Origin of the sequence: Pseudomonas sp. NBRC 111131 (assembly GCF_001320525.1) — a bacterium.
Lineage (GTDB): Bacteria > Pseudomonadota > Gammaproteobacteria > Pseudomonadales > Pseudomonadaceae > Aquipseudomonas > Aquipseudomonas ceruminis.
On sequence record NZ_BCBH01000005.1, the window covers coordinates 193,673 to 218,047 of the forward strand.

At 63.7% G+C, this 24,375-nt stretch carries 24 protein-coding genes and 1 riboswitch; of the genes, 6 read left to right on the forward strand and 18 right to left on the reverse strand.

What is annotated here, in order from left to right:
* The 6 genes from APH34_RS07490 to cobO are packed head-to-tail and all read right to left on the reverse strand — an operon-like array spanning nucleotide 1 to nucleotide 5,892.
* Nucleotides 1-1,455 carry a cobyric acid synthase gene (locus APH34_RS07490; RefSeq protein ID WP_054900547.1) on the reverse strand — a complete coding sequence of 485 codons (1,455 nt, stop codon included), beginning with the start codon at nucleotides 1,453-1,455 and terminating at the stop codon, nucleotides 1-3.
* Complete coding sequence (cobD, locus tag APH34_RS07495; RefSeq protein WP_054900548.1) at nucleotides 1,452-2,444, reverse strand: threonine-phosphate decarboxylase CobD; 993 nt, start codon at nucleotides 2,442-2,444, stop codon at nucleotides 1,452-1,454. Before cobD ends, APH34_RS07490 begins: the two co-directional genes overlap by 4 nt.
* Nucleotides 2,437-3,345: an adenosylcobinamide-phosphate synthase CbiB gene (cbiB, locus tag APH34_RS07500; RefSeq protein ID WP_054900549.1), complete on the reverse strand. Its 909-nt coding sequence runs from the start codon at nucleotides 3,343-3,345 to the stop codon at nucleotides 2,437-2,439. Before cbiB ends, cobD begins: the two co-directional genes overlap by 8 nt.
* On the reverse strand, nucleotides 3,342-3,992 hold the full coding sequence (bluB, locus tag APH34_RS07505) for a 5,6-dimethylbenzimidazole synthase (protein ID WP_054900550.1): 651 nt from the start codon (nucleotides 3,990-3,992) through the stop codon (nucleotides 3,342-3,344). The genes cbiB and bluB overlap by 4 nt, the downstream gene beginning before the upstream one ends.
* On the reverse strand, nucleotides 3,989-5,284 hold the full coding sequence (locus tag APH34_RS07510) for a cobyrinate a,c-diamide synthase (protein WP_054900551.1): 1,296 nt from the start codon (nucleotides 5,282-5,284) through the stop codon (nucleotides 3,989-3,991). The genes bluB and APH34_RS07510 overlap by 4 nt, the downstream gene beginning before the upstream one ends.
* Nucleotides 5,281-5,892: a cob(I)yrinic acid a,c-diamide adenosyltransferase gene (gene cobO / locus APH34_RS07515; RefSeq protein ID WP_054900552.1), complete on the reverse strand. Its 612-nt coding sequence runs from the start codon at nucleotides 5,890-5,892 to the stop codon at nucleotides 5,281-5,283. Before cobO ends, APH34_RS07510 begins: the two co-directional genes overlap by 4 nt.
* Before the next feature lie 121 nt (nucleotides 5,893-6,013).
* Nucleotides 6,014-6,235, reverse strand: a riboswitch (cobalamin riboswitch).
* Nucleotides 6,236-6,389: 154 nt separating this feature from the next.
* Between cobO and APH34_RS07520 the strand changes: the two genes are divergently transcribed.
* A complete protein-coding gene (locus APH34_RS07520) occupies nucleotides 6,390-6,968 on the forward strand; it encodes a hypothetical protein (protein WP_054900553.1) in 579 nt (192 codons plus the stop codon).
* A 58-nt stretch (nucleotides 6,969-7,026) separates the two neighbouring features.
* Nucleotides 7,027-8,343, forward strand: a complete 1,317-nt coding sequence (locus APH34_RS07525; protein ID WP_054900554.1) for a sorbosone dehydrogenase family protein — start codon at nucleotides 7,027-7,029, stop codon at nucleotides 8,341-8,343.
* 10 nt (nucleotides 8,344-8,353) lie between these two features.
* Here APH34_RS07525 and APH34_RS07530 read toward each other — a convergent pair whose 3' ends face one another.
* The 5 genes from APH34_RS07530 to APH34_RS07550 all read right to left on the reverse strand — a co-directional run bounded on the left by APH34_RS07530 (nucleotide 8,354) and on the right by APH34_RS07550 (nucleotide 12,839).
* Complete coding sequence (locus APH34_RS07530) at nucleotides 8,354-8,887, reverse strand: C40 family peptidase (RefSeq protein WP_054900555.1); 534 nt, start codon at nucleotides 8,885-8,887, stop codon at nucleotides 8,354-8,356.
* A gap of 139 nt (nucleotides 8,888-9,026) precedes the next feature.
* Complete coding sequence (locus tag APH34_RS07535; RefSeq protein WP_054900556.1) at nucleotides 9,027-9,668, reverse strand: C40 family peptidase; 642 nt, start codon at nucleotides 9,666-9,668, stop codon at nucleotides 9,027-9,029.
* A gap of 126 nt (nucleotides 9,669-9,794) precedes the next feature.
* Complete coding sequence (hda, locus tag APH34_RS07540) at nucleotides 9,795-10,502, reverse strand: DnaA regulatory inactivator Hda (RefSeq protein WP_008092169.1); 708 nt, start codon at nucleotides 10,500-10,502, stop codon at nucleotides 9,795-9,797.
* A gap of 189 nt (nucleotides 10,503-10,691) precedes the next feature.
* Nucleotides 10,692-11,765 (reverse strand): AI-2E family transporter, encoded by a 1,074-nt coding sequence (locus tag APH34_RS07545; RefSeq protein ID WP_054900557.1) that lies wholly within the window; start codon nucleotides 11,763-11,765, stop codon nucleotides 10,692-10,694.
* Between the two features lie 12 nt (nucleotides 11,766-11,777).
* Nucleotides 11,778-12,839 carry a DUF2066 domain-containing protein gene (locus APH34_RS07550; RefSeq protein WP_054900558.1) on the reverse strand — a complete coding sequence of 354 codons (1,062 nt, stop codon included), beginning with the start codon at nucleotides 12,837-12,839 and terminating at the stop codon, nucleotides 11,778-11,780.
* 341 nt (nucleotides 12,840-13,180) lie between these two features.
* Between APH34_RS07550 and purM the strand changes: the two genes are divergently transcribed.
* From purM to APH34_RS07570, 4 genes are all read left to right on the forward strand, one after another.
* On the forward strand, nucleotides 13,181-14,239 hold the full coding sequence (gene purM / locus APH34_RS07555) for a phosphoribosylformylglycinamidine cyclo-ligase (RefSeq protein WP_054900559.1): 1,059 nt from the start codon (nucleotides 13,181-13,183) through the stop codon (nucleotides 14,237-14,239).
* Complete coding sequence (gene purN / locus APH34_RS07560; protein ID WP_054900560.1) at nucleotides 14,239-14,892, forward strand: phosphoribosylglycinamide formyltransferase; 654 nt, start codon at nucleotides 14,239-14,241, stop codon at nucleotides 14,890-14,892. Before purM ends, purN begins: the two co-directional genes overlap by 1 nt.
* A gap of 8 nt (nucleotides 14,893-14,900) precedes the next feature.
* A complete protein-coding gene (locus APH34_RS07565; protein ID WP_054900561.1) occupies nucleotides 14,901-15,611 on the forward strand; it encodes a DUF3108 domain-containing protein in 711 nt (236 codons plus the stop codon).
* A 179-nt stretch (nucleotides 15,612-15,790) separates the two neighbouring features.
* Nucleotides 15,791-15,973, forward strand: coding sequence for a hypothetical protein (locus APH34_RS07570; protein ID WP_054900562.1), 183 nt, complete (start codon nucleotides 15,791-15,793; stop codon nucleotides 15,971-15,973).
* Nucleotides 15,974-16,019: 46 nt separating this feature from the next.
* Here the strand turns inward: APH34_RS07570 and APH34_RS07575 are convergent, their stop codons facing one another.
* From APH34_RS07575 to APH34_RS07605, 7 genes are all read right to left on the reverse strand, one after another.
* Entirely contained in the window at nucleotides 16,020-16,559 is a 540-nt protein-coding gene (locus tag APH34_RS07575; RefSeq protein WP_054900563.1) for a DUF2058 domain-containing protein, read from the reverse strand.
* 26 nt (nucleotides 16,560-16,585) lie between these two features.
* A complete protein-coding gene (mazG, locus tag APH34_RS07580; RefSeq protein ID WP_054900564.1) occupies nucleotides 16,586-17,419 on the reverse strand; it encodes a nucleoside triphosphate pyrophosphohydrolase in 834 nt (277 codons plus the stop codon).
* A gap of 116 nt (nucleotides 17,420-17,535) precedes the next feature.
* Entirely contained in the window at nucleotides 17,536-19,776 is a 2,241-nt protein-coding gene (relA, locus tag APH34_RS07585; protein ID WP_054900565.1) for a GTP diphosphokinase, read from the reverse strand.
* A 96-nt stretch (nucleotides 19,777-19,872) separates the two neighbouring features.
* On the reverse strand, nucleotides 19,873-21,231 hold the full coding sequence (gene rlmD / locus APH34_RS07590; protein WP_054900566.1) for a 23S rRNA (uracil(1939)-C(5))-methyltransferase RlmD: 1,359 nt from the start codon (nucleotides 21,229-21,231) through the stop codon (nucleotides 19,873-19,875).
* Nucleotides 21,232-22,131, reverse strand: a complete 900-nt coding sequence (gene cysM, locus APH34_RS07595) for a cysteine synthase CysM (protein ID WP_054900567.1) — start codon at nucleotides 22,129-22,131, stop codon at nucleotides 21,232-21,234.
* 87 nt (nucleotides 22,132-22,218) lie between these two features.
* The gene (locus APH34_RS07600) at nucleotides 22,219-23,625 is read right to left on the reverse strand and encodes a sensor histidine kinase (protein WP_054900568.1); all 1,407 of its coding nucleotides are present in this window, start codon (nucleotides 23,623-23,625) and stop codon (nucleotides 22,219-22,221) included.
* 3 nt (nucleotides 23,626-23,628) lie between these two features.
* Nucleotides 23,629-24,345 carry a response regulator transcription factor gene (locus APH34_RS07605; protein ID WP_054900569.1) on the reverse strand — a complete coding sequence of 239 codons (717 nt, stop codon included), beginning with the start codon at nucleotides 24,343-24,345 and terminating at the stop codon, nucleotides 23,629-23,631.
* Nucleotides 24,346-24,375: the final 30 nt, after the last annotated feature.

Genomic DNA, 24,375 nt, shown 5'->3' on the forward strand with positions numbered 1-24,375 from the left:
TCAGGCGACTCCACACAATTGCCGCAGGTGCGCGGTGTCCAGGTGCTTGTCCACCAGGTCCGCGAGGCGTTCTATGTCCCGCTCACGCAGGGCTTGGTAATCGACCGTCTGCACCTGTTCAAGGCCCGCCCAGCGTAACAGCGCAGCGCACGACTGGCTGCCTTCGAACAGGCCATGCAGGTACGTGGCGAGCACTTGCCCGTCAGCACTGATGGCCCCATCAGCACGGCCACCGGCCAACTGCACGGCAGGGTGCGCCAAGGCAGGGCCTGTGGTGACGCCGGCATGGATTTCATAACCGGCCACTGGCGATTGCTCAAGGCTCAACGTACCGGCCACGTTGCGCAGTTGCTTTTCTGCCTCGAGCACGGTGGCGTAGTCAAACAGGCCAAGCCCCGGGCTTGATCCGGCAGGCCCTTCCAGACCAAGCGGGTCGTGCACCTCAAGGCCAAGCATCTGCAGGCCACCGCAGATCCCGATCAGCTTGCCGCCATAGCGCAGGTGCCGCGCGATGGCCTTGTCCCACCCGCGCTCGCGCAGTTGTGCCAGGTCGCCACGCACGCTTTTGGAGCCGGGCAGGATGATCAGGTCGGCGGCCGGAATCGGTTGCCCAGGGCCGATGAACTGCAGGTCTACCTGTGGGTGCAGGCGCAGCGGATCGAAATCGGTGTGGTTGCTGATGCGCGGCAGCACCGGGACGATCACCTTGAGCACGCGCTCATCCTTGGTGCCCTGACGCATATCGATACCGTCCTCGGCCTCCAGGTGCAGGTCGCTGACATAGGGCAACACACCCAGAACCGGTTTGCCGGTGCGCTGCTCCAGCCAGTCCAAGCCCGGCTGCAGCAGCGCGATGTCGCCACGGAAACGGTTGATGACAAACCCTTTCACCCGCGCCTGCTCACTTGGCGACAACAACTCAAGGGTGCCGACCAGGTGGGCAAAAACCCCACCGCGGTTGATGTCGGCGACCAGGATTACCGGGCAGTCGACCGCCTCGGCAAATCCCATGTTGGCGATGTCGCCGGCGCGCAGGTTGATCTCCGCCGGGGAGCCAGCGCCTTCTACCATCACCACGGGGTAGGCATCACTGAGGCGCTGGTGGGAGGCCAGCACCGCCTGCATGGCGATAGCCTTGTAGTCGTGATAGGCCACCGCGTTCATGCTGGTGACCGCCCGGCCATGGATGATCACTTGAGCGCCGGTGTCGCTGTTGGGCTTGAGCAGTACCGGGTTCATGTCGGTGTGCGGGGCCAGCCGACAGGCCTGGGCCTGCACCGCCTGGGCCCGGCCGATCTCACCGCCGTCGGCCGTCACGGCGCTGTTGAGTGCCATGTTCTGCGGCTTGAACGGCACCACGGCAACGCCCTGGCGCAGCAGCCAGCGGCACAGGGCAGTGACCAGCGTGCTCTTGCCAGCATCGGAGGTGGTGCCTTGCACCATGAGGGTGGTCATGCCATTTCCTTCTGATAAGCGAGCAGCGCCTGGGCCAGGCGCTGCTCATCCGCCGAGCACGCGGGCAGGCCCAGGCGGACGGCAAGTGGCTGCTCGAACAAGCGCACCAGGATGCCGCGACGGGCGAGAAACTCATGCAACGCCGCGGCGTGCTCGCTGCGCACGTACTGGAACAGGTCGCAACCGCCGCTGGGGGCCAGGCCTGCGCGCTGCAACAACGTGGCCAGCCGCTGGCTGGCCTGCGCGCATCGGCTTATCTGGGCCTGGTGTGCGGCCCGATCGGCGAAACAGCGCTGAGCCAGCACCCGGGTGGGGCCACTGACTGTCCAGGGTCCAAGAGCATCGGCCAACCGATGCAGCAAGGGCAGCTCAGCAACAACACAACCCAGGCGCACACCGGCCAGGCCAAAGAATTTGCCGAACGAGCGCAGCACGATCAGGCCCGGCCGCTCAGCGCAGTCGACCACGCTGTACTCGGGGGTGTTGTCCATGAATGCTTCGTCCACCAACAGCCAGCCGCCACGCGCAGCCAGGCGAGCATGCCAGGCGAGCAGGCGTTCACGAGAGATGCGGCAACCGGTGGGGTTGTTCGGGTTGACCAGCACCAGCACGTCGAGCTCGTCGAGGCAGGCTTCGATTTGGGTTTCATCCAGCTCGACCAGGGTGTGCCCTGCCCGCCGCCAGGCATGTGGATGCTCGGCATAACAAGGCGACATCACGCCTACGCGGCTGCTCGGGCGCAACAGCGGCAATGCCTGAATCGCCGCCTGGGAACCGGCGACCGGGAGCAGTTGGCGGGCCCCGTAATAGCGGCGCGCCGCGTCTTCGAGGCCATCTTCCACCTCTGGCAAGCGAGCCCAGGCGTCCACGGGGATCGGTGGAATCGGGAAGGGCCACGGCGCGATGCCGCTGGACAGGTCGAGCCAGGCTTCACGGGCAATCCCGTACCGTTGGACAGCGCGCAGCAAACGGCCTCCGTGTTCAAGCATTGAGGTACGCTCCCAGGCAGATCACGAGCAGCCACAGCCACACGCTGCGCTGCACCAGGCTCCAGCCACGCTCGATGGCATCGGCATCAGCCATGGGGCCCTCCCCCAGGCGAGGGCGCTCATGCAGTTCACCGTGGTATACCGCCGGCCCGCCGAGCTCGACCCCCAGCGCTCCAGCGCCTGCCGCCATCACCGGCCCGGCGTTGGGGCTGTCCCACAAGGGCCCCTGCTTGCGCCAGCAGGCCAGCGCCAGGCGAGTCTTGCCCAGCAGCGCATAGGTCAGCGCCACCAGCCTGGCGGGAATATAGTTGAGCACATCGTCGATGCGCGCCGCGCACCAGCCGAAACGCTCGAAGCGTTCGTTGCGGTAGCCCCACATGGCATCCAACGTATTGCTCAGGCGATACAGCACCACGCCGGGCGCCCCCGCCACGATGAACCAGAATAACGCGGCGAACACTGCATCGCTGCCGTTCTCCAGTACCGACTCAGTCGCAGCCCTGGCCACGGCAGGCTCATCCAGCTCGCGGGTTTCACGGCTGACCAGAAAGCCGACGCGGCGGCGCGCCTCCTCCAGGTCGCCCTGGCGCAGGGCGCTGGCAACCGGCACCACGTGTTCACCCAGGCTGCGCAAACCCACGGCGCAATACAGCGCCAGCACGTCCACCAGCCAACCAATGTAGGGCAGCCAGGACAGAATCAGCGCCAGCAAGGTCAGGGGCACCACGGCCAGGAACCACGCGCTGACGCCGTGGCTGCGCCAGCCGCGCCCGCCCGCGTTCAGGCGCCGCTCCAGGCTCGACGCCAAGTTGCCAAAGGCCACCAAGGGATGGCGCCGTTGCGGCTCACCGAACAACGCATCCAAGGCCACCCCGGCCACGGTCAGCAACGCCACGCTCATGGGTGCTCTCCCCAGTGGTTTTCATAGAGCAGGTCGCTCAATGGCCGTTCCTCGGCCCAGTGTTCCATGACCAGCATCGGTGCTGGATAGAATGCAGTCACAGGCCCCAGGCACAGTATCGCCACCGGTTTGGCCCCCGCAGGCATACCCAGCAGCTCGCCCAGCGCCTGCGGATCGAACAGGGACACCCAGCCCAGACCCAACCCTTCGGCACGGGCCGCCAGCCAGAGGTTTTGTATGGCGCAGGCCAGCGAGGCAAGGTCCATTTCCGGCAGGGTCCGGCGGCCAAAAATGTGCGGTTCGCGGTTGTCCATCAGCGCCGCCACCAACAGTTCGGCACAGTCGTTGATGCCTTCGACCTTGAGCGTCATGAACGCATCGCTGCGCTCGCCCAGGGCGTGTGCCGTGCGTACGCGCTCCTGCTCGACCAATGCCTGAATGCGCCCGCGCAGGTCGCTCTGGGTAATGCGAATGAAACGCCAGGGCTGCATCAGGCCAACGCTGGGGGCCTGATGGGCTGCGCCGAGCAGGCGGCCCAGCAGGTCAGGGGCAACGGCACCACCGGCGAAGTGGCGCATGTCACGGCGCTCACCAATGGCTCGGTAGACGGCGGCGCGCTCGGCGTCACTGAAGGCATGTTCGCTCATGGTCGCAACAACGCCGCCGCCGCATCAGGGTTGGAAGGGAAATAAAAATGCACATACGAGGCTGTCAGGCGACCCCGGCGGTACACCGCTTCGTTGCCACGCCCACCATTGGGGCTCAGGCCGCGGGCGATGGGTTCGAGGGCGGTGCTGGTCAGCGAATGATGGTAGGTGTGCCCGCGCAGGGTGCCCTCCGGCAGCTCCACCGCTTGCAGTGCAAGGGCCGCCAGGCGCTTCTGCATAACGGCTTCGCCCGGCAGCAGGCCGAGCAGCTCGGCACGCTCACCGGCAACGTCGGTCAGGGCATCGAGCAGGTACAACATGCCGCCACATTCGGCCAGCAGAGGTTTGCCTGCGCCGTGGTGGGCGCGGATCGCCTGGCACATCGGCGTATTGGCCGCCAGTGCGTGGTGGTGCAGTTCAGGGTAACCGCCGGGCAGGTACAGGCTATCCACTGCTGGCAGCTCACGGTCGTGCAACGGTGAGAAGAATGCCAGTTGCGCGCCCAGGTTGCGCAGCAGGTCAAGGTTGGCGCCGTAGGTGAAGGCAAACGCCTCATCCTTCGCCACGCCAATGCGCACCCCGGCCAGCGGCGTGGCACACGGCTGCGGCTCGGCTTCGGCGAAGCCCACAGGGGGTGGCAAGGCTGCGTCGCAACTGTCCCCCAGCGCCTGCGCGGCGGCATCCAGGCGTGCATCCAGGTCGTTCAACTCACTGGCCTGTACCAGCCCCAGGTGGCGGCTGGGCAGCTCGATCCCACGCTCGCGCGACAGCCCGCCATACCAGCGCAAGCCTTCGGTCAGGCTACCCTCAAGCAGTTGAGCATGGCGCAGGCTACCCACCCGGTTGGCCAGTACACCGGCGAACGGCAGGTCAGGCTGGTAGCGCGCCAGCCCCAGGGCCAGCGCGCCGAACGTCTGGGCCATGGCGGTGCCATCAATCACCGCCAGCACCGGCACGCCGAAGTGGCGGGCCAGGTCGGCGCTCGAGGGCGTGCCGTCGAACAAACCCATCACCCCCTCGATGAGGATCAGATCGGCCTCGCCCGCCGCTTCCCACAACAGGCGACGGCTTTCCTGCGCGCCAATCATCCACAGGTCGAGTTGATAAACCGGCGCCCCACTCGCCCGCTCCAGGATCATTGGGTCGAGAAAGTCCGGCCCGCACTTGAACACCCGTACCTTGCGCCCCAGGTTGCGGTGCAGACGTGCCAGGGCCGCGGTAACGGTGGTCTTGCCCTGGCCGGAAGCCGGCGCGGCAATCAGTACGGCCGGACAATGTCGCGCGTGGCTCACAGTTCGACGCCCTTCTGCGCGCGGATGCCCGCCTGAAAGGCATGCTTGAGCATGCCCATCTCGGTGACGGTATCCGCCAGTTCGATCATTTCGGCCTTGGCCGCACGCCCCGTGACGATGACATGCTGCATGGGCGGACGCGCCTGGATATCCGAAAGTACCTGATCGAGGTCGAGGTAGCCGTGCTTCAGCGCAATGTTCAACTCATCGAGCACCACGAACTGTACGCTTGGGTCTTGCAGCAACTGCCGCGAAACCACCCAGGCCGCTTCGGCGGCGGCGATGTCACGCTGGCGGTCCTGGGTTTCCCAGGTGAAGCCCTCGCCCATCACGTGGTAACGCACCTGTTCGGGGAAGCGGCGGAAGAACAGCTCTTCGCCGGTACTGTTGCGCCCCTTGATGAACTGCACCACGCCGCACTGCATGCCGTGGCCCAAGGCGCGGGCCAGCATGCCGAACGCCGAACTGCTTTTGCCTTTGCCGTTGCCGGTCAGGACCAGCAGCAGCCCGCATTCGTTAGGGGAATTGGCGATACGCTCGTCGATGATCGCCTTCTTGCGCTGCATGCGCGCCAGGTGGCGTTCGTCGCGTTCGGTGGGTTCGCTCATGAAGGTTCTCCGCAGGCTGACGCCACGCGAAGAAGCGGCGACAGGTCGATAGACAGGCAGACGGGGAACGCGCAGGGGCCGTGGCCGGGATGCCACGGTGCACCGCGCATCACCCTCCGTGATGCCGTTGGCAGTGACAGGCCGGTCTCCGGGCTCGTGAGCGGGCCTTTGGCCCAAGCCTGCGCGCCTTCCCGGGTGCGTGCACCCAGTGGCCCTGCGCGGCCTTCGACTCACCTACCGTTGCGGGGGCAGCGCCGGGATCGCACCTTGTGGCGCCCACCGGCTTCCCAGTTTCACCCTGCCCAGACGGGGCTGGCAGGGCACCTGAAACACGCCGCGAAGGTTAGAGGGTTGCACCGGGAGCGTCAATCGAACAGGGCCGAATTAGCCCGTATCAATGGCCGATCCGTCAGCTTGTGCCACACTGACAGCAAGTGATATCACATGGCTATCACCGTAGCGCTGAACGCGATCATAACGATAAAGGAGAGCGCAGCATGCAAGGCCAACTCATCAACAACCCGCGCCTGGAGTTCCTCAGACCGGTACTGGAGCGCTGGGTCGATTGCATCGACCGCTTCAACCAGTACGCCGGTGATGCCGACGCCGCTTACTGGCATGGCGCCGCCGCCAACGCTGGCGTGCTCGCAGCGGCAGCGTGGCAGGCCGAACTGGCGGCGCTGCAGCAGTTTCCAAGCAAGAAACAACGGGACGAGGGCGAGCGCGAAGGGCGTTGCGACCTGGCAATCGTCAGCGCCGACGAGGCACTTTACCTGAGCATCGGCCAGCGCTGGCCAAAGCTTGCCCGACTGGACGCGGCCACCGCCCTGCAAGAAACCGCCGCTCAGGCCCGCCAGGTGGCCTACTCCAGCCAGCTGAAAGCCGGCGCGCTGTTCGTCAGCCCATGGAAGGCTGGCCAGCATGCCAGCCCAGAAGAACTGCAGGACTGGGTCGATGATTTACAGAAGCACTCCGCCTGCGCCATTGCCTGGTACTTCCCCTACGCGTACCGCAAGCTGCACAACGAATTGGGACACTATTTCCCCGGGGTAGCACTGCTGCTCAAGCAGGCCTGAACCACCGCCGTCAAACCACGCTCTGATCATTAAAGCGTAACGTTTGAGGGCGGCGAACATGAAACGCATCGGCATCGTCTTACCGTGGCTGTTCGGCGCCTGTCTGACAGGGTGTGGCGACACTGCCTTGCTGAGTGTGGATGACGGCAGCGGCACCTCGCCACAACTGCCCGCCCCCCACAAGACCTTGCTCCCAACGGTCAATATCGCCCCCGCCGTCGGCTGGCCGGGCGGTGCCAAGCCGAAAGCCGCCACCGGCCTGCAGGTGGTGGCCTTTGCCGACAAGCTCGACCATCCGCGCTGGCTCTACGTGCTGCCGAACGGTGACGTTCTGGTGGCTGAAACCAACGCCCCACCCAAACCCGATGACGGCAAGGGCATACGTGGGTGGATCATGGGCAAGGCAATGCAGCGGGCCGGAGCAGGCGTGCCCAGCGCCAACCGCATTACCTTGCTGCGTGACGCCGACCATGATGGCGTTGCTGAAATACGCACCACGTTCCTCGACGGACTCAACTCACCGTTCGGCATGGCCTTGGTCGGCAATGACTTCTATGTTGCCGACACCGACAAGCTGCTGCGCTTTCACTATCCGCCAGGCGCCACCCAGCTTCGCGAGCACGGAACGCAGGTCGTCGCGTTGCCTGGGGGCCCCCTGAACCATCACTGGACCAAAAATGTGATTGCCAGTGCCGATGGCAAGCACCTGTATGTGACGGTGGGTTCCAACAGTAACGTAGGGGAAAACGGCCTCGACCAGGAACAGGGCCGTGCAGCGATCTGGGACGTCGATGCCGCCACTGGCGCACATCGGCTCTATGCATCAGGCCTGCGCAACCCCAATGGGTTGGCCTGGGAGCCACGCACCGGCCGGCTGTGGACGGCAGTCAACGAGCGGGACGAGATTGGCAGTGACCTGGTGCCTGATTACATCACCTCGGTCAAAGAGGGCGGTTTCTATGGCTGGCCGTACAGCTACTACGGCCCACACGTCGATAAGCGCGTACAGCCGCAAGATCCGCAAAAGGTCGCACAGGCATTGGTCCCGGACTATGCGGTAGGCCCGCATACCGCCTCATTGGGCTTGGCATTCGCCCAGCCGCAGACGTTGCCAGCGCCCTTCGACCGCGGTGCATTCGTGGGCCAGCACGGCTCGTGGAACCGAAAGCCACACAGCGGCTACAAGGTCATTTTCGTGCCGTTTGACAGCACAGGGAAACCAGTCGGCAAACCACTCGATCTGCTCACCGGCTTTCTGGACAGTAATGGCAAGGCAATGGGCAGGCCGGTTGGGGTAGCCACTGACCCACGCGGCGGCCTCCTGGTGGCCGATGACGTCGGCAACGTCGTGTGGCGGGTGAGCAAGGCGCCGTAGCGCCTGATGCTCAGGGGTTCTGCGCCAGGTGCCCCTGGGGGATAACCCTTTTGGCCTGCAGGTAGGCCTTGGACCAGTAGCTGTTGGACAGGTAATCCAGGCGCACCGTACCCCCTGTGGAGGGCGCATGCACGAAGCGCCCTTCACCTACGTAGATCCCGGCGTGGCTGACCTGCGAGCCGCCACTGGTGGCAAAGAACACCAAGTCGCCGGACTGCAGCGCGTTGATGTTCACCGTCGGCGCCCGCATCACGATCATTTCGCGGGTCGAGCGCGGCAGGCTGATACCTGCAGCATCGCGGTAGACATAGCCAATCAAGCCGCTGCAATCAAAACCAGAGTCGGGGGTATTGCCACCCCATCGGTACGGCGTACCCACCAGCCCGATGGCGCGAATAAGCACGTCGTCGGCAACCGGGGAAACACTCGGTTGGCTATAGGTAACCTGAGGCTGCACCACGGGCGCCGGTGCAGGAGCACGGCTGGAGCAGGCAGCAAGTGATGCCACCAGGGAAAGAAATACGAAGCGCGCCATCATCGTCATGGCCAGAACTTCCTGTCTAAGACCGCACGACCGCAGCCGAAAAGAGTTGAGAATTTAGATTAGACGCTTTCTGTAAATGCGCACGGCGGCGAGCTTTTTTTCAAGCATCGCCGCCGCGGCAGGGTACATCATTTGGCCATCAGTTGCGCGCGATATTGGTAGTCGGCGCCATCGCCAAGGCACGCTTGGCTTCGATGAAGGTCTTGCTCCAGTAGCGATCACCGAGGTTGTCGATGCGTACGCCACCGCTGCGGCGGCTGCTGGAGTGGATGAACTGGTTGTCACCCAGGTAGATACCGGCGTGGCTGACCCGGCCACGGCCATTGGTGCTGAAGAACAGCAAGTCGCCTGGCTTGAGCTTGTTGCGGGCAACCTTGGGCGCATCGACGTTGATCATCTCGCGGGTCGAACGCGGCAGGTTCATGCCCGCCTCCTCGCGGAACAGATAACCGATGAAACCACTGCAGTCGAAGCCGGACGCTTCCGAGGTACCACCGAAGCGGTAGCGGGTGCCGATCAACGACATGCCGCGCTCGAGGATACTGTCCGCCAGCACAGGCAGCTGGTAGGGCTTGCTGCTGGAGAATGCCTCCAGGTCATCTTCAGTGGCCAGCTCTTCCTGTTCGCCGAATACCGACGAAGCCGAGGCTTTGGCCTTGGTCACCGACTGGGTGGCGACCGGGGTGTGCTCCTGAGTCTGGGAAACCGGGCTTTGAGCCGCGCAGCCAAACAGCAGGGTCACGAGTGCGAGTGGCACGAGGGGTGCGAAGCGCTTTAGCATGGGCACGACCGTGTCTGTAATCCTTTAGAAGGGGGAAACTATGCCTTCTATCGGGACCATTTGCAAATTTTATCGAAAAAGATGTGACTTTTTTGTTTTACCGCTCAAAGCCCCGTATTTACGGGCTTACCAGCCGAGCGTTTCCTTCAGGAATGGGATGGTCAGCTTGCGTTGCGCCTGCAACGAAGCCTGATCGAGGCGCTCGAGCAGGTCGAACAGCGCGCTCATGCTGCGCGTGCCACGGGTGAGGATGAAATGCCCGACTTCGTCTGTCAGGTGCAGCCCGCGGCGCGAGGCGCGCAGTTGCAGGGCGCGCAGTTTGTCTTCGTCGGACAGCCCGCGCATCTGAAACACCAACGCCAGGGTCAGGCGGGACTTGAGGTCGGGCAGCTTGATCGGCAGTTCACGGGGCGAGGCCGAAGCCGCCAGCAGCAGTCGCCGGCCACTGTCACGCAGGCGGTTGAACAGGTGGAACATGGCCTCCTCCCAATCAGCCTTGCCAGCGATGACATGCAGATCGTCGATGCACACCAGCTCGTACTGGGCCAGGTAGTCGAGCAGTTCCACGCCGCGGTCGAGCAACTGGGCCAGCGGCAGGTAGACGGCAGGCTCGCCGCGCTGCTGGAAACGGTGCGTGGCAGCTTGCAGCAGGTGGCTGCGACCGACACCCTGCTTGCCCCACAGGTAGATGAGGCTCTCGGTCCAGCCGGCGTCGGCTTCGCATAGCCGCTCGACGTAACCCAATGCCGCAGCATTGGCGCCCGGATAGTAGTTGATGAAGGTGGCGTCATCGCGCAGGCGCACACCCAGGGGCAACTGGATCGGTGGTTTCATGCTCGCGGGCGGTCGGGAGACCACAGGGGGCCTTTGGTGAACGGTGCGCAAAGTCTATACCTGCAACGCCGGAGGCACAATCGCACAGGCGCAGAGCACAAGCAAAATCAACGAGTTGCGCCGTATAAGGCGCTGCCTCGCCACCCTCGCGCCGTGGTGCCGTCGCAAGGGAGACGCAGCGGCCAAGGCTTACAACTCAGGGTCGACGTCCCCTGCATACATGTCGGATTCCTTGTACAAATCATGCACATGCCGCAGCAGCACCATGATCACCGCAGCCACAGGCAAGGCCAGGAGCACACCGGTGAAACCGAACAGCTCGCCGCCGGCGAGGATGGCAAAAATCACGGCCACCGGGTGCAGGCCGATACGGTCACCCACCAGCAGCGGCGTCAGCACCATGCCTTCCAGCGCCTGGCCGACCATGAACACCGCCACGATGCCGAGCATGGGGTACAGGTCACCGCCAAACTGGAACAGCCCCGCCACCAAGGCCGCACCAATGCCGATGATAAAGCCCATGTACGGCACGATGGCGGCCAAGCCTGCAAGCATGCCAATCAGCAGCCCCAGCTCCAGCCCTACCAGCATCAAGCCAGCAGAATAAATGACACCGAGCGCCAGCATCACCAGCAACTGGCCACGCACGAATGCCCCCAGCACTTCATGGCACTCGCCCGCCAGCTCTACCACCTGCGGCTCACGTTGACGCGGCAGCAAGCTGCGTAGCTTGGCCATCATCACGTCCCAGTCACGCAGCAGGTAGAAACCCACCACCGGAATAAGCACAAAGTTGGCCAGCCAGGCGATCAGCGCCAGGCTCGAGGCTGTGGCCTGGGACAGCACCACGCCGACGATGTCTGTGGTCTGACCCATGTGTTCGCCAATGGCGGCCTTGATCTTGTCGAACTTCCAGAAGCCATCGGCCAGGCCCAGACGGTGCTGCACCCACGGCAGCGCCACATGCTGCAGCCAGTCGAGCATCTGCGGCGCCAGTTCGTACAGGCGCACCAACTGCTTGGCCAGCATGGGGACCAGTACCAGCAGCAAGGCGAGCAAGATCAAGGTGAACAGGGCGAAAACCACCACCACACCCCAGGTACGCGACAACCCCAGGCGCTCGAGGCGGTCGACCAACGGGTCAGCCAGGTAGGCCAGGAGAATGCCGACCAGGAACGGTGTGAGAATGTTGTGCAGGCTATACAGCAGTACAGCCAGCAGAAGGGCTGCCCCCAGCCAGATCCAGCGACGGGTATCGATCATGGTTACCACTCCTTACCAGCGAAAACGCAGACCGTCGAACGGCTTGGCTGCAGGTTGGGCGGTTGCAGGTTGCTCCTGCGATGGCCCTGGCGCAGGGGCCGCTGGCGCGACTGGTGCCGGTTCGTCCGGCAACTCCTGCAACTTGGCCAGGCCAAGCTGGGCGCGCAACTGATCGCGGTTGGCGGTCACGCCATAGGTCAGCGTGTTGCCCTCGGCCATCTGCAGGCGCGGCCCGAACGGCTCGAGCACGCGACTGAGCTCGGCATAGCGCTGCAGGTTCATGCCCTGCACCTGCACCTGCAACTGGCTGCTGGCGCCCGGCCGGGTCACGTAGCGCGGCGCCATGCGGTTGCTCACCGCCAGCATCACCGCGTCGGCCAGGGCGGCCTGGTCGGCACCTTCAGCAGTCCCTTGCTCGCGCTGGTCGCCTTGCCACAACTGCCATTTGCCTTGCCATTTGCCGTCGGCGTCCTGTGCATGCACCGCCAGCAGCGCATCGGCGCCGTAGCGCTCGGCCGCTTCGCGCAGTGGCCCAGGGTCGTTGCCTTCGAGCTGCTTGGCGTTGGCCACCAGTTGCTCCTGCAGGTCGGCCAACGGCAAGCGCAGCGGCAGGCCACGGTGCTGGGCAGCGAGGCGCAGGGGCTGGGCACTGGCCTGGCCATCACCGACCAGATTGCTGCCTTCGACACTGTCGTTGAGCCACCAACCCAGAATGGACGGCCGGTTGCTCCCCCACAGCGCCAGCCCGGCCTTGCGCAACGCCCGTTCGGTGCTGCCCGGGTCGAACTCGACCAGTACCGACTCCGGCGGGCCGGCCTCGGTGCCGACCTGGTTGATGATCTGTTGTGGGTCCTTGCGCAGTTCGCCCAGCGCTGGGTTTTGTACCGCCTTGGGGTCGCCGGTCAGGCGCAGCACCAGGGTATCGAATGCCTTCACGGTGGCTGCAGTACGGGCTTCGGCGCCCTGCCCCGCGACCGGTTCGCGCACCTGATAAAGGCCAGAAACGTTTTCGGCCTGGGCGGCCAGCGTGACCAGGGCCAGGCAACTGCCTGCCAGGATGTTGAAAAAGCGCATGGAGGATTCCTGTCCAGAAAACAAGGAGCAACGGGCTGCTACGTGCTGGCTGTGTGACCGCCACGGGGCAACGATTGCTCCCTCGCACGGCGCATTTTGCGCCATCGCCTTTCCTATACCTTATACAGCCACCTGCACGGCAACCAGTCGAAGCCCGTGAAAGGATGTTTTTTAATGCTTTAGTGCCCTGCCCGTCGGCCTGAGGATGGCCGCTGCACGGCAACCCTGATAAAATCGCGCGCCTTCACAGACTCTGACGTTTCAGGCAGCCGCCGCTTCCCAGCCGGCCTTGGCCGTCACGGTCGTTTTTACGAATCCCTCCCTCTTAAAGGCCTGGATCAATGAGCAAGCAACCCTCCCTGAGCTACAAGGACGCCGGTGTAGACATCGACGCCGGCGAAGCACTGGTCGAACGCATCAAGGGCGTGGCAAAGCGCACCGCACGCCCTGAAGTCATGGGTGGCCTGGGCGGCTTCGGCGCCCTCTGCGAGATCCCGGCCGGCTACAAACAGCCTGTACTGGTCTCTGGCACCGACGGCGTCGGTACCAAACTGCGCCTGGCGCTGAACCTGAACAAGCACGACAGCATCGGCCAGGACCTGGTCGCCATGTGCGTCAACGACCTGGTGGTCTGCGGTGCCGAGCCGCTGTTCTTCCTCGATTACTACGCCACCGGCAAGCTCAACGTCGACGTGGCCGCCACCGTGGTCACCGGCATCGGCGCCGGCTGTGAACTGGCAGGTTGCTCGCTGGTGGGCGGCGAAACCGCCGAAATGCCTGGCATGTACGAAGGTGAAGACTACGACCTGGCCGGTTTCTGCGTGGGCGTGGTGGAAAAAGCCGAAATCATCGACGGCTCCAAGGTTGCCACCGGCGACGCGCTGATCGCCCTGCCCTCGTCCGGCCCGCATTCGAATGGCTACTCGCTGATCCGCAAGATCCTCGAAGTGTCCGCGACCGACATCGAAAACACCCAGCTCGACGGCAAGCCGCTGACCGACCTGCTGATGGCGCCGACCCGCATCTACGTCAAGCCACTGCTCAAACTGATCAAGGACACCGGCGCCGTCAAGGCCATGGCCCACATCACCGGCGGCGGCCTGCTGGACAACATCCCGCGCGTTCTCCCAGACAACGCTCAGGCGGTGATCGACGTGGCCAGCTGGCAGCGCCCGGTGGTGTTCGACTTCCTGCAGGAAAAAGGCAATGTCGATGAGCACGAAATGCACCGTGTGCTGAACTGCGGCGTGGGCATGGTCATTTGCGTGGCCCAGGACCAGGTCGAAACCGCCCTGAACGTACTGCGCGCAGAAGGCGAGCAACCTTGGGTCATCGGCCGCATCGAACAGGCCGCCGAAGGCGCTGCCCAGGTCGAGCTGCAGAACCTCAAGGCACACTGATGCCGAGCAAGCCCTGCAATGTCGTGGTACTGCTGTCGGGCTCCGGCAGCAACCTGCAAGCCTTGATCGACAGCAGTTGTGGCGCGGACAGCCCGGTGCGCATCGCTGCGGTGATTGCCAACCGCGCCGATGCCTACGGCCTGCAACGGGCCGCAGCGGCCGGTATCGCCACCGAGGTGCTCGAGCACACCGGTTTCGACGGCCGTGAAGCCTTCGATGCGGCGCTGATGGCACGCATCGACGGCTTTGCGCCAGACCTGGTGGTGCTGGCCGGCTTCATGCGTATCCTCAGTGGCGGCTTCGTGCGCCACTATCAGGGCCGCCTGCTCAACATCCACCCGTCGCTGCTACCCAAATACAAGGGCCTGCATACCCACCGCCGGGCACTGGAGGCAGGCGACGCCGAGCATGGCTGCAGCGTACACTTCGTCACCGAGGAACTCGATGGCGGCCCCCTGGTCGTACAGGCAGTGGTGCCGGTGGCGCCAGGCGACACGGTTGAAAGCCTGGCCCAGCGGGTACACCATCTGGAACACCAGATCTACCCATTGGCAGTGCACTGGTTTGCCGAAGGCCGCTTGCGCCTGGGCGAACAGGGTGCGTTACTGGATGGCCAGCCATTGCCGGCCAGTGGTCACTTGATCCGACCCTAGGAGAATATATGCGTCGCGCCCTGCTCTTGGCTCTCGCCGTGCTCGCCCTGCCCCTTCAGGCAGCTGACCTCAAGCCTTTCTCGGCCAGCTACACCGCCGACTGGAAGCAACTGCCCATGAGCGGTACTGCCGAGCGTAGCCTGGTCAAGAATGCCAACGGTACCTGGGACCTTAATTTCAAGGCTTCCATGATGATTGCCAGCCTGACCGAACAAAGCTCCCTGCGCCTGGACAACGATACCCTGCTGCCGCAGAAGTACCACTTCGAGCGCGGCGGCCTGGGCAAGGCCAAGAAAGTCGACCTCACGTTCGACTGGAACAGCAAGAAAGTCACTGGCACTGACCGTGGCGATGCCATCAACCTGCCGCTTAACCGCGGCGTGCTGGACAAGTCTTCCTACCAGCTGGCACTGCAGCATGATGTGGCCGCCGGCAAAAAGAGCATGACCTACCAAGTGGTGGACGGTGACGAGATCGACACCTACGACTTCCGCGTGCTCGGCACCGAGAAGGTCACCACCAAGACTGGCCAGGTCGATGCCGTGAAGGTCGAGCGTGTTCGCGACCCAAGCCAGAGCAAGCGCATCACCGAGCTGTGGTTTGCCAAGGACTGGGACTACCTGCTGGTGCAGTTGCGTCAGGTCGAGACCGACGGCAAGGAGTATGTGATCGTGCTGCAGGATGGCACGGTCGATGGCAAGTCGGTAAAGGGTAACTGAACCGCCACAGCCCGCAGCATCCAAAGCCCCGCCTTGTGCGGGGCTTTTTTGCACCTGAAGCGCGGCGCCGCTTCATGAAACTTGTTTCATCGCTGTTTTATTTACTTAGCCTGCTAACAAACTCTATAAAGAAGGTGTGCGACACAGTGTCGCAACCAACTGGAAAGTGGAGTTTAACGATGACAGTCCAAGTAACCGAACGCGACGAATCGAAAATGTCCCACGAAGGCCTGGCCGCTGGCGTGCGGATCTGGGATGTGCACCAGCAGGGCCAATTGGTCGGGATGTTCCACAATGAACATGAAGCCCACCAGTACCGGGTTGAGCTTGAAGTCCTGGAAAACCAGCGCACCACGCAATGACACAGACTTCTCAAAGAAAACCCCGCCTAGGCGGGGTTTTTCGTGTTTACCACATCAGATCGTCAGGGATCTTGTAGGCCGCGTACGGATCATCTTCGTCCGCTTCCTCGACATGGGTGTTGAGCAGCAGGATACGATGAGGGTCGCGCTCCTGAATCTTCACCGCCGCCTCGCGGGGGATCACCTCGTAGCCGCCGCCATGGGACACGATCGCCAGCGCACCGTTGCTCAGCTTGCTGCGCATCAAGGCATTGACAGCAATGCGCTTGACCTTCTTGTCGTCGACGAAGTTGTAGTAGTCCTCGGTGTTGAGCTTGGGCAGGCGGGTCGCTTCGATCAACTGCTTGACCTGCGCGGCACGGGCTTTCTGCTCGGCCTTTTCCTGCTGCTGACGGTTGAGTTCCTGGTCACGCTTGGCCTTTTCGGCCATCGCTTCCTTGGCCAGACGCTGCTGGCTGTCGTCAACTTCGACCTGGCCTTTGTGTTCCAGGCGTTTCTGTTTCTTCTCGGCCTTATTGGCCTGGGAGACCTGTTTCTGGTTGACCAGACCGGCCTTGAGCAATTGATCGCGAAGGGAAAGACTCATGAATGTTCACTCACTTATGCAGCCACTCAGCCGCAGCTGGGCAGGTTCTTTTCCTGACGTTTGGCTTCTCCCCAAAGGGCGTCCAGCTCGTCAAGGTTACAATCTTCAATCGGTCGGCCACTGTCGCGCAATGCCTGCTCGATAAAGCAAAAACGCCGCTCGAACTTGCGATTGGCGCGGCGCAGGGCGTTTTCCGGGTCTTGCTTGAGGTGTCGAGCCAGGTTCACGGCGGCGAACAACAGGTCGCCAACTTCATCTTCAAGGGCCTGGTCATCGTCATCGGCCATGGCCTGCAACACTTCGTCGAGTTCCTCGCGAACCTTGTCCAGCACCGGCAACGCCGAAGGCCAGTCGAAACCGACCGTGGCCGCGCGCTTCTGCAGTTTGGCCGCCCGCGACAGGGCCGGCAAGGCCGCAGGCACGTCATCGAGCAACGACAGTTGTTCAGGCCCACTCTTTTCGGCGCGCTCTTCGGCCTTGATCGCGTCCCAGCGCGACTTCACCTGCTCCTCACTGAGGCTGGGCGTGTCCAGGGGCGCATAGAGCTCACCGGTAGGGAACACATGGGGGTGGCGGCGGATCAGTTTGCGGGTAATGGCATCGACCACTCCGTCGAACTGGAAACGCCCTTCTTCGCGGGCCAGTTGGCTGTAGTAGACCACCTGAAACAGCAAGTCACCAAGCTCACCCTGCAGGTGCTCGAAATCTCCGCGCTCGATGGTGTCGGCGACCTCGTAGGCTTCCTCGATGGTGTGCGGCACGATGCTGGCGTAATTCTGCTTGAGGTCCCATGGGCAGCCGTATTGCGGGTCACGCAGGCGGGCCATGAGGTGCAGCAGGTCTTCGAGGGTGTAGGTCATTGGCTTCTATTCCCAGGCGAGGGCTTCGCCCCGATCGCCGGCGAGCCGGCCCTCACACGGTATCTGTGGGCGCCGGCTTGCCGGTGATCGGCCGCACAGCGGCCCGATGCAGTTGTTCAAGGGGTGCGATTGCGCCGCGTCTCGATGATGTTAGGCAACTGCGAGATCCTGCCCAGCAAGCGGCCCAGCGCATCCAGGCCAGGAATCTCGATGGTCAGCGACATCAGCGCGGTGTTGTCTTCCTTGTTCGAGCGGGTGTTCACCGCCAGCACGTTGATCTTTTCGTTGAGCAGCACCTGCGACACATCACGCAGCAACCCCGGGCGGTCGTAGGCACGAATGACGATGTCGACCGGGTAGGTCTGCACCGGTATCGGCCCCCAGCTGACCTGGATCATCCGCTCCGGCTCACGCCCGGCCAACTGCAGCACCGAGGCGCAATCCTGGCGGTGAATGCTCACGCCGCGGCCCTGGGTGATATAGCCGACGATGGCATCGCCGGGCAGCGGCTGGCAGCAGCCAGCCATCTGCGTGAGCAGGTTGCCGACGCCCTGGATCTGGATGTCGCCCCGTTTGCCGGTACGCGTGCCGGTGGGCTTGCGCGGCACCAGTTCGATCTGCTCGATACGCTCGGGTTCGAGCAGTTGCTGGGCAGCGTTGACCAGGTGCGCCAGGCGCAAGTCCCCGGCACCGAGCGAAGCGAACATGTCCTCGGCGGTCTTGACGTTAGTCTTCTCGGCCAGGCGCTCGAAGTCCACTTGCGGCAGGCCCAGGCGGCTGAGCTCACGTTCGAGCAAGGTTTTGCCGGCAGCCACGTTCTGGTCACGCGCCTGCAGCTTGAACCAGTGAACGATCTTGGCCCGGGCCCGCGAGGTGGTGACGTAACCCAGGTTGGAGTTGAGCCAGTCACGGCTCGGGTTGCCGTGCTTGCTGGTGATGATCTCCACCTGCTCGCCGGTCTGCAGGCTGTAGTTGAGCGGTACGATGCGCCCGTTGATCTTGGCACCACGGCAGTTGTGGCCGATCTCGGTGTGCACGCGGTAGGCGAAATCCAGCGGTGTGGCGCCCTTGGGCAGGTCGATGGCGTGGCCGTCGGGGGTAAACACATAGACCCTGTCAGGTTCGATATCCACCCGCAACTGCTCGGCCAGGCCTCCGATGTCGCCCAGCTCTTCGTGCCACTCGAGCACCTGGCGCAACCAGGAAATCTTTTCCTCATAATGGTTGGAGCTGGGTTTGACGTCGGTGCCCTTGTAACGCCAGTGGGCGCAGACACCGAGTTCGGCTTCCTCGTGCATGCCGTGGGTACGGATCTGCACTTCCAGCACCTTGCCCTCGGGGCCGATCACCGCGGTGTGCAGCGAGCGGTAGCCGTTTTCCTTGGGGTTGGCGATGTAGTCGTCGAACTCCTTGGGAATGTGCCGCCACAAGGTATGGACGATACCGAGCGCGGTATAGCAGTCACGGACCTCAGGCACCAGAACACGCACCGCGCGCACGTCGTAGATCTGGCTGAATTCCAGGCCTTTGCGCTGCATCTTGCGCCAGATCGAATAGATGTGTTTTGCCCGGCCGCTGATATCGGCATTGACCCCGGTGGCCAGCAGCTCATTCTGCAACTGGTTCATCACATCGCTGATGAAGCGCTCGCGGTCCAGCCGGCGCTCGTGCAAAAGCTTGGCGATCTGCTTGTACTGATCCGGTTCGAGGTAGCGGAACGAAAGGTCTTCAAGCTCCCACTTGATGTGGCCAATACCCAAGCGATGGGCCAGCGGCGCATAGATGTCGAACACCTCGCGCGCTACGCGCAGGCGTTTTTCGTCATCGGCGGACTTCACCGCCCGGATCGCACACGTCCGCTCGGCCAGCTTGATCAGGGCCACGCGAACATCGTCGACCATGGCCACCAGCATCTTGCGCAGGTTTTCGACCTGCGCCTGGGACCCTAGCACCAGCGACTGGCGCGGGCTCAGGCTGGCACTGATGGCCGCCATGCGCAGCACGCCGTCGATCAGCTTGGACACCACCGGGCCGAACCGCTGGCCGACCTCGGCCAGGGTCACCTTGCCTTCGCGCACCGAGCGATAGATTACCGCCGCCACCAGGGAATCCTGGTCGAGCTTGAGGTCGGCAAGAATTTCGGCGATCTCAAGGCCAGCCTGGAAGCTGGACGTACCATCGGCCCAAGAATGCTTGGCCGGGTTGCCCTTCTTCTCGACTTCCTGGGCGAACTCGCAGGCCTCCTTGAGTGCGACGCGATCCAATGCCGAATCGACGCTCACTACATGATCCAGCCATGCTTCGAGATTGATACTGCCGTCCGTGTTGACCGGCTGGTGCACTCTCACCTGTACCATCTTTGTTTTACCTTTCCATACAGCACACCCCGCGGGTGCACTGGCTATCACCGTGTGGCCTCCCATCCGTGGAAGCCGCACCAAGGGGCCAGCCTGCTAGCCCACTTCGAATAACGCCATGGCCTCGACATGCGCCGTCTGAGGAAACATGTCGAGAATCCCGGCCCTTTTTAACCGGTACCCCTGGCCAACCAGCACCTGGGCGTCTCGCGCCAGCGTGGCCGGGTTGCACGATACATACACCAGCCGCCTGGCCTTGAGGCGGGCGATGTCTTGCACCACCTCGAAAGCACCGTCACGCGGTGGGTCCAAGAGTACCGCAGAAAAGCCCTCGGCGGCCCATACGGCACCGGCCAAAGGCTGCGATAAATCGGCCTGAAAAAACTGTGCGTTATGCACATTGTTGTTTCGGGCATTGGCAGCAGCCCGATCGACCATGGCCTGCACACCCTCTACTGCGACCACTTCACGGGCGTACCGGGCTAACGGCAAAGCAAAATTGCCCAGCCCGCAGAACAGATCGAGCACACGCTCGTCGGCTTGCGGTGCCAGCCAGGCCAGGGCCTGCTCGATCATTGCGCTGTTGACCTGGGCGTTGACCTGGACGAAATCGCCCGGGCGCCAGGCCAGCTCAAGTTGCCAGGGCGCCAGGGCAAAGCCGAGCGTGGCCTGCGCCTGCACAGGCGCCGGCTCACCCTCACCCTGCAGCCACAACTGCGCCTGAGCTTCAGTGCAGAATGCCTGCAGGCGCGCCAGGTCATCAGTTGGCAACGGTGCCACATGGCGGACCAGCACAGCCTCGGCGGTGCCGCTGAACAGCTCTACATGGCCAATGGCCTGGGGCTTGCCCAGCGAACGCAGCACAGTCGGCAGATGACGCAAAATAGACTGCAAGGGCTGTACCAGCACCGGGCAATCGTCGATGGCAACGATGTCCTGGCTGGCTTCGGCGCGCAAGCCCACGTCCAGTTGGCGCGCTTTCACGTCCCAGCGCACCGCTACCCGCGCCCGGCGCCGGTAACCGAATTCCGGCCCGCTCAATGGCGCGGCCCATTCTTCAGGTTGTACCCCGGCCACCCGCTGCAGCTGTTCGGCCAGGGTACGCTGCTTGAGCGCCAGTTGACTGGCGTGCGGCAGGTGCTGCAGGTTGCAGCCACCGCAGCGCTGATAATGACGGCACGGCGCCTCACTGCGTTCGACGCTGGCCTGCAGCACCCGTTCCAGACGCGCCTCTACCACCTTGCCGCGGGCATTGAGCACCCGTGCCTCGACTGTTTCACCGGCCAGCGCACCGCTGACGAACCAGGTGCGCCCGTCATGGAAGGCGATGCCACGGCCGTCACCGGCCAGGCGCTCGATAGCCAGGCGCTGCTTTTTGCCCACAGGTACCTGGGGGGTGCGGTTGCCGCCGGCCGGTTGGAAGCGCAGGCCGCTGTTGCTTTTCTTTCTGGACATTTAGCTCGGGTCGAACAGGCCGGTGGACAGGTAACGGTCGCCGCGGTCACAGATGATCGCGACCATCACAGCGTTTTCTACTTCGCGGGACAGACGCAACATGGCTGCGACCGCACCACCGGAAGACACGCCACAGAAAATGCCCTCTTCGCGGGCAAGGCGGCGAGTGGTGTCTTCGGCTTCCTGCTGCGACATGTCGACCACCCGGTCGACGCGGGTAGCGTCGAAGATCTTCGGCAGGTACTCCTGCGGCCAGCGACGGATGCCGGGAATGGCCGAGCCTTCCATCGGCTGCAGGCCGACGACCTGTACCGCCGGGTTCTGCTCCTTGAGGTACTGCGAGCAGCCCATGATGGTGCCGGTGGTACCCATGGAGCTGACGAAATGGGTGATGGTGCCTTGGGTCTGCTGCCAGATCTCCGGGCCGGTGCTGGTGTAGTGGGCGATCGGATTGTCGCCGTTGGCGAACTGGTCCAGGACCAGGCCGCGGCCTTCGGCCTGCAGCTTCTCGGCCAGGTCGCGAGCACCTTCCATGCCCTCTTCCTTGGTCACCAGGATCAACTCGGCACCATAGGCAGTCATCGCTGCCTTGCGTTCAGCGGTGGAATTGTCCGGCATGATCAGGATCATCTTGTAGCCCTTGATCGCCGCCGCCATGGCCAGGGCGATGCCGGTGTTGCCGGAGGTCGCTTCGATCAGGGTGTCACCGGGTTTGATCTGGCCACGCAGTTCGGCGCGGGTGATCATCGACAGTGCCGGGCGATCCTTCACCGAGCCCGCTGGATTGTTACCCTCGAGCTTGAGCAGGAGAATATTGCTGGTTTCGCCAGCGATGCGCTGCAGGCGAACCAGAGGCGTATTGCCGACGCAATCGGCGATGGTTGGGTACTGCAAGGTCATGGCGTATTTCACAATCCGAACGGCAGGGGCGCCTATCATACCGGCAAACCCTTCCCGGCCATATCACGCAATCTGTAGTCGCTATAGCTACACGTTATAAGCCCCTGCGATGGGCTGTAGCTGGGCAAGCGCAGTGCCCCGCGAAGTAGGCACTGCATGCGCGGGCAGGCGCATGCACAAGCGCAGCCCACGCTTGCCGTTCTCCGCCCACAAGGTGCCGCCTTGGCGCTGAATGGCACTGCGGGCAATGCTCAGCCCCAGGCCGAACCCACCGTCCCCGGGGCGCGAGCCATCGAGCCGGGAAAAGGGTGCAAAGATCCGCTCGAGGTCCTCCTGGGCCACTCCGCTGCCTTCATCTTCCAGCCACAGGTGCCAGTACCCACCCTCACGCTGCCCGCCCAGCCTTACCAGGCCTTGGTCCGGAGAGTGGCGAATGGCATTGCGCAGCATGTTCTCCAAGGCCTGGGCCAGGTAATTGAGGTTGCCTTGCACCCAGCATTCAGCCGGCAGCTCGCAGCGCAGTCGCGTGGGCGACCAACCGCTTTCGTAGCTGGCGTCCTCAACCAGCAAATCCCATAGCGCCTGCACCTGGATCGGCTCAAGGTTCATCGGCGCGCGCTCGGCGTCCTGCCAGGCAAGCTGCAAGGTGTTCTCGACCAGTTGCTGCATGCAGTCCACCTCACGGCCCAGGCGCTCGCGCAGGCGCTGCAGGTCGGTTTCGCCATCGCAGGCCACCCGCAGGCGGCTCAACGGTGTACGCATCTCGTGGGACAAGTCGCGCAGCAACTGTTGCTGCATGGCCACGGTACCCTGCAGCCGCTCGGCCATCTGGTCGAAGGCGCGGGCCAGTTCGCCCAGTTCGTCATGGCGGGCGATGGTGCGTGAGTCCAGGCGGGCTGAGAGCTGGTCGGCGCGCCAGGCATTGGCCTGCTCGCGCAGTTGATTGAGCGGCACGATCAGCATGCGGTACAACCCCACGCACAGCAGCAAGGTGAACAGGCCAGGGATGATGCCGTTGGTCACCACGCGCCACAGCACGCGGTATTGACCAGGGTTGAAACGTTCTGGCAGCTCGATCACCAGCATGCCCTGCTCCGGTGCACCCGGGAACGGTATGCGTACCCAGGGTTGGTCGATACTGCGCCGGCTCATGGGCCAGTCGACCCCTCGCAGGCGGGTGAGCCGTTGCATGATCTGTGGGCCAAGCGTGGCGCTGTCGAGCGGCCGCAGGTTGATGTCGAGCACCCCGATCCAGCCACGCTCACGCTGGTGCATGGCCGCCACCCAGCGGTCCAGCCCAGCTCGCCCGCCGCTGCGCCAGGCCTGCTCGGCCTCACCGGCGTAGCCGCGCAGCGCCTGGCGGGCGGGCTCACTGAGAAAGGCATTCTGGGTTTCCATATGACGGCCCCAGGTGTAGCTCAGGCCGATCATCAACAGGCAGAAGCCAATCAACAGGATGGCCAGCTTCCAGAACAGCGAATGGCGGTCGAGCATGATCTACTCCGCCTCGCCGACGCTGAGCACGTAGCCTTTGCCCCACACAGTGCGGATCTGCCGCTCCTGATAACCCATACCCTTGAGCTTGCGGCGGATCTGACTGATGTGCATGTCCAGGCTGCGGTCATGCCGCGAGTAACCACGCTGCAGCACCTGCTGATACAGGAAAGGCTTGCTCAGCACCTCGTCGACATTGCGATTGAGGATGTCGAACAGCCGATACTCACTGGGGGTCAGCCCAGCCGGGCGCCCTTGCAGGCTCACATCGCACAGCACCTCGTCGAACACCAGCTCGCCGGAGGCGGCCTCCTGCAAAGGCAGGTGGCGACGCTCAAGGGCGACGCGGCGCAGGATCGCTTCGATGCGTACACGCAGTTCGGCCATGCTGAAGGGCTTGGGCAGGTAGTCGTCAGCCCCGCGCTGAAAGCCGCTGATGCGATCGGCCTCGGCCCCCAGCGCCGACATCAGGATCACTGGCGTTGCGCTGCGCCGGCGCAACTGGGCCAGCGCATCCAGGCCATTGAGCCCTGGCAGCAGGATGTCCATCAGCACCACGTCGAAGGCTTGCCGGCCGGCGGTTTCCAAACCCTCCAGGCCATTACGGCACCAGGTGACCTGGAAGCCGCCACGCTCCAGCTCTTCGTGCAGGTAGGCCCCCAGGATCGGGTCATCCTCGATGGCGAGGATGTTCGATGTATGAATAGCTACGGGATTCATTGGCAACTGCCATCCATTCTCAGTTGCGCA